Source organism: Streptomyces sp. NRRL F-2664, from assembly GCF_000719345.1.
Taxonomy (GTDB): domain Bacteria; phylum Actinomycetota; class Actinomycetes; order Streptomycetales; family Streptomycetaceae; genus Streptomyces.
On the sequence record NZ_JOFX01000664.1, the window covers coordinates 1 to 202 of the forward strand.

Sequence of the window (202 nt, forward strand, 5' to 3'; positions counted from 1 at the left end):
CGACGGCAACCTCAAGATCTGGGCGGGCCGGGGCGACGGCACCTTCGGCGCCGCAGCCCACCTCTCCGCCGGTTGGAACTTCACCCAGACCGCCGCAGCCGATTTCAACGAGGACGGCCGGGCCGACATCATCGCCAAGGACGCCAGCGGCAACCTCAAGCTGTGGACCCACAACGCGGGCGGCTACTTCAACGCCCCCGTC

At 69.3% G+C, this 202-nt stretch carries 1 protein-coding gene; it reads left to right on the forward strand.

All coding sequences use genetic code 11. The features are described 5' to 3' along the window. Positions 1–202 (forward strand): FG-GAP repeat domain-containing protein (locus IF89_RS0137435; protein ID WP_030778628.1); only part of this gene is annotated, 202 nt, incomplete at both ends.